Source organism: Kitasatospora sp. NPDC057500, assembly GCF_042802195.1.
Lineage (GTDB): Bacteria > Actinomycetota > Actinomycetes > Streptomycetales > Streptomycetaceae > Kitasatospora.
Map to the genome: position 1 here is coordinate 1 of NZ_JBHVER010000285.1, position 8286 is coordinate 8286.

The following is an 8286-nucleotide window of genomic DNA, read 5'->3' on the forward strand; positions in this document are numbered from 1 at the left end:
GCCACGGCCACCGGGAGCAGGGCCGACCTCCGCCGTCCGTATGATCGACGGATGTTCGATCAACTGGAGATCAGAGTGCTGACGCCGGGCCGGCGGTCGGCGGCCCAGGTGGAGTGGTGGGTCAACGGTGAGAACCTGGTGGCGCAGGTGATCGGCCCCGGCGGCTACGGGCCGCACGCCGCCGCCGTGTTCCCCCGCGCCGGCTCCGGCCCGCTGCGGGCGACCGGCGAGCCGCGCCGCGTCGACCTGGGCGAGCCGGAGTGCACCGGGGGCTGCTGCGGCTTCCTCTCCGCCGTCGTGCAGCGCCTCGGCGACGTCGTCCGCTGGTCGGACTGGGAGGTCCCCGCCGGCGGCACCCGGCCGCCGGAGTTCGACTTCGAGGCGGCCCGGTACGAGGCCGCGCTGCGCCGTGCGGAGACGGCGGACGGGACCTGACGCCCGGCGAGCCTCCCGCTCCGGTCAGAAGCGGATGTCGGGGGCCTGGAGGACGATGCGCAGGTTCTCCTCGGCGCGGTCGGCTTCGACCTCCGGGCGCAGCCAGACGTTCTGCACGGTGTCCTCGTCGGGGCCGCCGGAGATCACCACCCAGAGCAGCAGGCCCCAGATCACCGTCGGTTCGTAGCCCGCGAGTCGGCCGCCGAAGCCGATCGGCACGGCGACGCCGATCCGGGACGGCGGGGGTAGGTCGAAGTCGGGCACGGCGAAGTCGGAGTGGTCCTCGCCGGCCAGGACGACGGGGTCCCCGATGACCTTGAGCCAGTGGACCTCAAGGCCCTCGGCGATCCGGTCGAGCGCGACGGCCAGCCAGCCGCGGACCGCCGCCTCCGGGTCGGGCAGCCAGTTCAGGGCGCCGTCCGGGGCTGTGGCGCGGGCGAGGTCGTCCTGCGGCGGGCCGAAGTTCTCGTTCTCGACGGCCTCGCCGACCACGTTGCCGTCGCGGTCCAGCTGCCACCAGCGGCGGATCGCCTCGGGCGGCGCCCAGGTCTCGGCGGAGTACTCGCCGGCCACCTCGTAGATCCAGCTGCCGCCCTCCCGCCCCGGCGGCAGCGGCGGGTCCTGCGGACCCACCGGCCGCATGGTGCCGCGCGACGGTGCGTCCGGTGGCGCGTCCTGCGGTGCGGCCGACCGGTCCCGGCGTCTGCGCCCGAAGATCCTCATGCGGAGAGTCTTCCCCGGGCGGGCCGGCGGTAGTGCGGATTCTGGTAATGGCATTGCTACGAAGAGAACATGACGATCCGTCAGGAAAGTGAATCCGCATGGTGCCCGCCCGGGGCCGGGCGGGCACCGAGGCCGCCGTCCGCGCTCCTTCAGCGGACCTCGCGCCGGCGGACCAGCAGCCAGGTCGCGGCGAGGAACACGGCGGCGAGGCCCGCGATGGCGAGTGCGGCCGGCCAGGGGGCGAGGATCGCCGTGACGTCCTCGCAGAGGCCGTCGGCGGTGCACCTCGCGGGCGGGGGCGGTGCCAGTTCGGTCGCGGAGGGGATCAGCACGGTCAGCGTCCAGGGCCGCAGCGCCGTCAGGCTGTTGCGGACGACGGCCTCCGCGAAGAGCACGTAGACGAACACCGTGGCGAAGGGGACGACGGCGCTGCGCGCCGCCCAGCCGAACGAGGCGCCGAGCGCGCCGAGGGCGGCCACGACCAGCGTTCCGCGCACGGCGGCCTGGAGGACGTCCGCGATCCAGGCGCCGTCGACGCCGTCGGCCGTACCGCGGGTCGCGGCGGTGACCGCGGCGGCGGCCCCCACGATCGCCAGGACCGCCACGGCGAGGGCGACCCCGGCCAGGGCGACGACGGACACCCGGGCGAGCAGCAGGCGGTGGCGGCGCGGCTCGGCCAGGATCCAGACGTTCGCCGAGCGGCTCTGCCAGTCCGCGCCCCCGAGGGACGCGCCCAGGATGAACAGGATGCAGGCGGTCACCGAGGTCGCGACCGTCAGGTCGTCGGGCAGCGCGTCGGCCAGGAGGTAGCGCGGGTCCGTGTAGAACTGGTCGGCGTCGACCATGGACGGGCTCACGCCCATCCGGGCTATCAGCTCGGCGCGCCGGTTCTCGGCCTCCGCATGCGCGGCCGCCAGGTCGGTGTTGTGCGTGAGCCAGAGTTGGACGCCGTAGCAGAGCGCCAGCACGGGGGCGATCACGGCCGTGATCCGGAATACCCGGGCGCTGCGCAGCCATTGCCCGGAAACGGCGAGGAGTCGGCCTGCCGGCGGTGCGCCGCGAACGGCCGTCGGCGCGGGGGGGCTCGGGTGGGTCATCGTCATGCTCCGCTTTCCGGCTTCGTCGCGTCGCCGGAAACACTGGCGAGGAACAGTTCTTCAAGGCTCGGGCGGTGCCGCCGGACTTCCAGCGGTGTCTGTCCGGCGTGGACGAGGGCCTCGACGGCCTTGTCCACGGGAATGCCCCGGACGTCCAGGACGCCGGTCCCGTCGGCGTCGGCGGCATCGGCACCGGCGTCCCGCAGGACGCGCGTGCCGGCGTCCGGGTCGGGGCAGGTGATCAGGGCCCGGTCGGCCTGCGGGGTGATGAGTTCGTCGACCCGCCCCGCCAGGAGGGTCCGGCCGGCCTCCACGACGACGACGCTGTCGCAGACGAGTTGCGCCTCGGAGAGCAGGTGGGAGGAGAGGATCACGGTGCGGCCCTCGTCCCTGAGCTGCCCGAGCAGGGAGCGGAGCCAGCGGATGCCCTGGGGGTCGAGGCCGTTGGCGGGCTCGTCGAGCACCACCAGGGCGGGGTCGTGCACGAGGGCGAGCGCGATGCCCAGCCGCTGGCGCATTCCCAGGGAGTAGCCGGTGACGGCCTCGTCCGCGCGGTCGGCCAGGCCGACGAGTTCGAGGGTCTCGGCCACGCGCTGCCGGGGCAGGCCGGCCAGGGCGGTGACGTGCTGCAGGAAGTGGCGGGCCGTCAGGCCCCGTGGTACCGGGGAGGATTCGATCAGGGCGCCGACCGAGCAGGATATCTCCGGCAGCTGGTCCGGCACCTTCCGGCCGAGCACGGTGATCGTCCCGCCGTCGGCGCGGGTCATCCCGAGCAGGCAGCGCAGGGCGGTGGTCTTGCCGCTGCCGTTCGGCCCGAGCAGCCCGAGGACCTCGCCCGCCCGCGCCGTCATGCTGAGCCCGTCGAGCGCCGCCCGGTGCCGTTTGCCGCGGCCGTAGAACTTGGTGAGCCCGTGCAGTTCGACCGTCATCCAGCCGCTCCGGCGCCCGCAGCCTGCGCCTGGGCGTCGATCATCGGGGTGCCGAGGAGCCGGCGGTCACCGCTGAACACCGCGCACACCACCCGCCGCTCGCCGGAGGCCCAGGCCTCCTCGCCCACGGGCGTGACCGGGAACAGGCTCAGGCGTCCGGTGGGGCGCTTGTCCTTGAACACGGCCTTGGCGAGCTTGTCGGCGCAGAACGGCACCAGCGTCTTGACCATGGTGTCCTGCTTGCCCGGGTAGGTCCCGCCGGGCGGGAGGTAGGTGAGGGCGGGCGAGACGACCTCGTACATGTGGGGACTGTCGCAGGGCACGGTGGCGACGTTCTTGCCGTCCTTGAACTCCTCGCCCGAGAAGCACTGTCCGGGCGTGAGGTCGTACCAGGCGACCAGCTGGGGCTCCGCGGTGACGGTGGTCGTGGCGTAGGGCATCGTGTCGTCCACCGGAGTCTGCGCCTGCTTCGACTCCCCGCCGGAACAGCCGCTCACCGCCACTACGAGCAACCCCATTGCACACAGAAGGCCTCGACGGTGGCTCTTTTTCAAAAGATTCACAACTCACCCCACTTGACGACCGGGTCGCATGAAAAAGAAGGTCCGGGACGCAGGGGTGATCGTTTCGCCCCCGCGCCCCGAACCTTTCACACCTTAGGTGATTCGGGGCATGACGGTAGTCGGTTCGCCGTCATATCCCGAAATCGCTCACGCCGCAGCGGGCGCGACTAGCACTGCTTGATGCCGTAGAAGGTGTCCGCGGTGTCGCCGTCGCTGCCGCCGTCGTTGTCGGCGTACCAGTACCAGATCTTGTTGGAGTCGATGGCGCCGACGTAGTGCCTGCCAGTGTTGTGGCCGTGGCCCTGGGCCTGGCTCGGGGCCTCGGCGCCCGCACCCGAGTTGATCGTGATGGTGGTCGCGTTGCAGGCGGTGCTCGCCGACGCGGCGGGAGCCGCGATCAGCACGCCGCCGGCCGCCATGCCGACCGCCAGGAGCACGCCCGAGGCCTTGAGCTTCATTCCCATAGTTTCCCCTCGAATTGAGTCGGAACCTGCATCGCGATTGCGACAGCTGGAACGTTAACGATCGATGTCGAGGCAAGTAAAGCGATCGCCAACTCCGGTATTTCGATCACGATCAGATTTTTCGACAGATTTCGGAATCGAGGTGATCAATTGTCGCGAGTTCGCACGTATCGGGCACGGCAAAACGGTCAGGCGTCCCACTGACCCCGGTGTCAACCGCCGGTCGGATTCGAATGAGACACCATGATGGTTTCCAGACTTTCGTGATCAAGATAAACCGGGCGGTTGGTCTGATTCCGGCGTGGCGTCAGGACGGGTGGACGAGGCGGCTCTCGTAGGCGTAGATCACGGCCTGGATCCGGTCGCGCAGTCCGAGCTTGTGGAGGATGCGGCCCAGGTGGGACTTCACCGTGGCCTCCGCGAGGTGCAGGGTGGCGGCGATCTCGGTGTTGGAGAGGCCGCGGGCGACCTCGACGAGTACCTCGCGCTCGCGGGGGGTGAGCCGGTGCAGGCGGTTGTCGCGGGGGGCGTCGGTGCCGGCGGGGAGGTGCGGGCGGACGCTCTCCAGCAGGAGGCGGGTGATCCGCGGGGAGAGCGCGGCGTCGCCCGCGGCGACGCTGCGGATCGCGGTGAGCAGCTCGTCGGGCCTGGTGTTCTTCAGCAGGAAGCCGGAGGCGCCGGCGTCGATTCCGGCGAAGGCGTACTCGTCGAGGTCGAAGGTGGTGAGGATCAGCACCCGGCTTTCCGGGCAGGCCCGGACGAGTCGCCGGGTCGCCTCGATCCCGTCGGTCCCGGGCATGCGGACGTCCATGAGGACGACGTCGGGCCGCAGTTCGCGGGCGAGGCGCACGACCTCGGCGCCGTCCGCGGCCTCGCCGACCGGGGTGATGTCGGGCTGGGCGTCCAGGACGGTGGAGAAGGCCATCCGCAGCAGTGCCTCGTCGTCGGCGATCAGGACGCGGATCGTCATGCGGACACCACTCCGCTGCCGCCGAGGTTCAGGCGGGCGTGGACGCCCCAGCCGCCGCCCGGCAGCGGTCCGGCGCGCAGCGTCCCCCCGTAGGCGGCCGCGCGCTCGCGCATCCCCGGGATGCCGTGGCCGGCGCCGGGGAGCGGCGAGCCGGGGCCGCTGTCGGTGACGTCCACCGTGACGGCCCGGGCCGAGCACCGCACCCGGACCTGCGCGCGGGTGCCGGGGGGCGTGTGCTTGAGCGCGTTGGTCAGCGCCTCCTGCACCAGGCGGTAGACGGTCAGTTGCGCGGTGGCGGGAACGCCGGTGTCGCCGCCGTCGACCTCGATCCCGGTCGGCAGTCCGGCGGCGCCCATCTGCTCGGCGAGGTCCTGGAGTTGGGCGATGCCGGGCAGCGGGTGGCGCTCGGCGTCGGGTTCGTCGGTGCGCAGCACGCCCAGGGAGCGCCGCATGTCGGTCAGGGCCTGCCGGCCGGTCTCGGAGATCTGGAGCATCGCCGCGGTCGCCTTGTCGGGCGAGCGGTGCTGCGCGCAGACGGCGGCGTCGGTGAGCGCGACCATGACGGAGAGGTTGTGGGTGACGATGTCGTGCATCTCGCGGGTGATCCGGGCCCGCTCCTCGGCGACGGCCAGCCGTGCCTGCTGTTCCTGTTGCTGCTCCAGGCGCGCGGCCCGTTCCTCCACGGCCGCGAGGTAGGCGCGCGTGGTCCGGACGTTCATGCCGAGGACGGCGGCGGCGACCGCCATCGCGCTCACCGCGACGAACGGCGTCAGGAACGCGCCGTCCGCCGCCCAGCGATGGCAGGCCAGTAGGGCCCCCGCCTCCACGACGGCGACGGCGGCCAGCGTGCCGCGCCGCCCCGAGGTCGCGGCCACCGTGTAGAGCGCCACCAACAGGGCGATGTCGGCCGGGAGTTGGACGTCCATGAGCCACTGGACGAAGGCCGCGGCCGCCACCACGCCGAAGACGGCGTGCGGCGCCCGGCGCCGCCACAGCAGCGGCAGCGTCAGCGCGGCCGTCAGCGCCACGTTCACCGGCAGGTCCTGCGGCGGGTGCGTGGTCAGGACGTTGAGGAGGAGCAGCGCCGGCAGCAGCGCGTCCCGCACCGCGGCCGGCAGCCGGGAGGCCCGGCGCCGGGCGGCGCGCACCGCCTGCGCCGCCCGTGCGGAGGCCGGGGCGGCGTACCTCGTCAGCGGTGCGGCCATCCACGTTCCCGTCGCTTCGGTGTCCTGGCGGGCCCGGTCGGGACGGCCACCGCGACCCACGCTAGGCGCACGGTCCGGCGCACCGCATGAGCCCACCGTCTGATCGCACCGCGCCCGGGTACGACCGCAGGAGGAGGCCCGCCACCGACCGTGGTCGCAAAGCGGCCGCCGGCCGGGCGGGTTCGCCTGCGACCCCGGTCGCACGGTGCCCGGCCGAGGGTTGCGCCCCAGGTGGCAGCCGGTGGCGACCCGGGAGCGATGTGGCGGCGCGCACCCCGCGCGGACGATGGCCCGGTGACCGAAATCATCGCGGGACCGCAGCTGTCCCTCCTGGAGATCCTCGCCCTGCTGGGCGCCGTCGTGCTGGCGGTGGCGCGCTGGCTTCCCGCCGCCGCCCGGGAACCCGCCGCCGTCGCGGCCGGTTCGGTGTTCGCGCTGTGCGCGGTCGTGCTGGGCGTGACGGGGCTGCGCTGGCAGCTGCTGCCGGTGCTGGCGGGCGGCGTCCTGGCGTTGCCGTTCGCCGTGGCCCCGCTGGTCCGACGGCGCAGCGGGCGGCCGGCGCGGCGGGCGCGGTGGTGGGTGGCGCTGCCGGGTACGGCGCTCTGCGTGGTCCTGACCGCCACGGGCCCGGCGGCCGCCTGGGCCTTTCCGGTCCCCGGGTTCCCCGAGCCGACGGGCCGGTTCGCGGTCGGCACCCGGGTGGTGCAGTGGACCGACCCGGACCGCCCCGAGACCGCCACCCCCGAGCCTGAGGACCGGCGCACGGTGGTGGTGCAGCTCTGGTACCCCGCGCGGGAGAGCCCCGAGGGCACCCCAGGGGCCCGGTACCTCGGCCGCACGGAGCAGGAGGCGCGCACCGTCGCCGACGCGCTGGCGAACTACTCCGGCCTCCCGGGCTTCCTGATCGACGGTGCTACGCGCGCCCGCAGCCACGCGGTCGTCGACGCCCCGGTGGTCGGCGAGGGCGGACGGTTCCCGGTGGTGCTCTTCTCGCCCGGGCTGGGTGGTGTGCGCACCCAGAACACGGCGTGGGCGGAGGAGTTGGCGAGCCACGGCTATGTGGTCGCCGCCCTCGACCACCCGTACGACTCCGCCGCGGTCGTCCTCGCGGACGGCCGGACGATCGGCACCGAGAACGCCTCCACCGGGGACGACGACGAGGACGACCGGCGGGCCGCCGAGACCACGCGGATCCGGGCGGCGGACCTGAGCTTCGTCCTCACCCGGCTGGAGCGGCTGGACCGGGGGGAGGGGGACGCCGCGCTCGCCGGACGCCTGGACACCGCCCGGGCCGCGGTCACCGGCCACTCCCTGGGCGGCGGAGCCGCCCTGCAAGCGGCCCGCCAGGACCGCCGCTTCGTTGCCGTCATCAACCTGGACGGCTACCCCCGAGACCCCGAGCGGCTCCCCTTCCCCCAGCCGGTCCTCGCGCTCACCCAGGCCGTCGGCCCGCAGACCGACGAGCGCTACATACCCCGCCTCACCGAGGTCCTCAAGCTCAGCAGCGCGACGAGCTACCGGCTCACCGTCCCCGGCGCCGCCCACCTCACCTTCATGGACGCCCCTCTCTACCTGCCGCCGGTGCCCGCGCTGGTCGGCTCCCTGGGCCGCACCGGGAGCCCGCGCGTCGTCGCCGAGACCACGCTCGCCTTCCTGGACGCCACCCTGCGGCAGAAGCCCGGCGACCTGGCCGGCGAGCTGTCCGCCCACGGCGACCTCACCGTCCACCGCCCGGGCGGCAGCGGCTGATCGCGTGGGACGCGCGGTTCTCGCGGAGTGGGAAGTCGGCCGGTCCGACTTCCCCCACCGCCGCGCGGTGTGGTGGCCGCCCGGCGCCGCGGACGGGGTGCGCGGGGCCCCGGGATCACCCGGCGGTGCTCAGGGCAGCCGGGGGTCGGGG

Annotated in this window: 9 protein-coding genes; 2 read left to right on the top strand and 7 right to left on the bottom strand. The window is 73.7% G+C overall.

Translation table 11 applies throughout. The annotated features are described in order from the left end of the window. Positions 1-51: 51 nt before the first annotated feature. A complete protein-coding gene (locus tag ACFU74_RS34425; protein WP_380764029.1) occupies positions 52-435 on the top strand; it encodes a hypothetical protein in 384 nt (127 codons plus the stop codon). Positions 436-459: 24 nt separating this feature from the next. On the opposite strand, the gene ACFU74_RS34430 is transcribed toward ACFU74_RS34425, so the two are convergent. The 7 genes from ACFU74_RS34430 to ACFU74_RS34460 all read right to left on the bottom strand — a co-directional run bounded on the left by ACFU74_RS34430 (position 460) and on the right by ACFU74_RS34460 (position 6386). After that, positions 460-1068 (bottom strand): hypothetical protein, encoded by a 609-nt coding sequence (locus ACFU74_RS34430; protein WP_380764031.1) that lies wholly within the window; start codon positions 1066-1068, stop codon positions 460-462. A gap of 239 nt (positions 1069-1307) precedes the next feature. After that, positions 1308-2138, bottom strand: a complete 831-nt coding sequence (locus ACFU74_RS34435; RefSeq protein ID WP_380764033.1) for a hypothetical protein — start codon at positions 2136-2138, stop codon at positions 1308-1310. A gap of 119 nt (positions 2139-2257) precedes the next feature. Continuing rightward, the gene (locus ACFU74_RS34440) at positions 2258-3184 is read right to left on the bottom strand and encodes an ABC transporter ATP-binding protein (RefSeq protein ID WP_380764035.1); all 927 of its coding nucleotides are present in this window, start codon (positions 3182-3184) and stop codon (positions 2258-2260) included. Continuing rightward, a complete protein-coding gene (locus ACFU74_RS34445; RefSeq protein ID WP_380764037.1) occupies positions 3181-3702 on the bottom strand; it encodes a septum formation family protein in 522 nt (173 codons plus the stop codon). Before ACFU74_RS34445 ends, ACFU74_RS34440 begins: the two co-directional genes overlap by 4 nt. A gap of 212 nt (positions 3703-3914) precedes the next feature. Further along, positions 3915-4205 (bottom strand): hypothetical protein, encoded by a 291-nt coding sequence (locus ACFU74_RS34450; protein ID WP_380764039.1) that lies wholly within the window; start codon positions 4203-4205, stop codon positions 3915-3917. A 313-nt stretch (positions 4206-4518) separates the two neighbouring features. Continuing rightward, the gene (locus ACFU74_RS34455) at positions 4519-5181 is read right to left on the bottom strand and encodes a response regulator (protein ID WP_380764041.1); all 663 of its coding nucleotides are present in this window, start codon (positions 5179-5181) and stop codon (positions 4519-4521) included. Then, entirely contained in the window at positions 5178-6386 is a 1209-nt protein-coding gene (locus ACFU74_RS34460; RefSeq protein WP_380764043.1) for a sensor histidine kinase, read from the bottom strand. The genes ACFU74_RS34455 and ACFU74_RS34460 overlap by 4 nt, the downstream gene beginning before the upstream one ends. A gap of 258 nt (positions 6387-6644) precedes the next feature. Here ACFU74_RS34460 and ACFU74_RS34465 point away from each other — a divergent pair, with 258 nt between their 5' ends. Continuing rightward, on the top strand, positions 6645-8135 hold the full coding sequence (locus ACFU74_RS34465) for an alpha/beta hydrolase family protein (protein ID WP_380764045.1): 1491 nt from the start codon (positions 6645-6647) through the stop codon (positions 8133-8135). Positions 8136-8286: the final 151 nt, after the last annotated feature.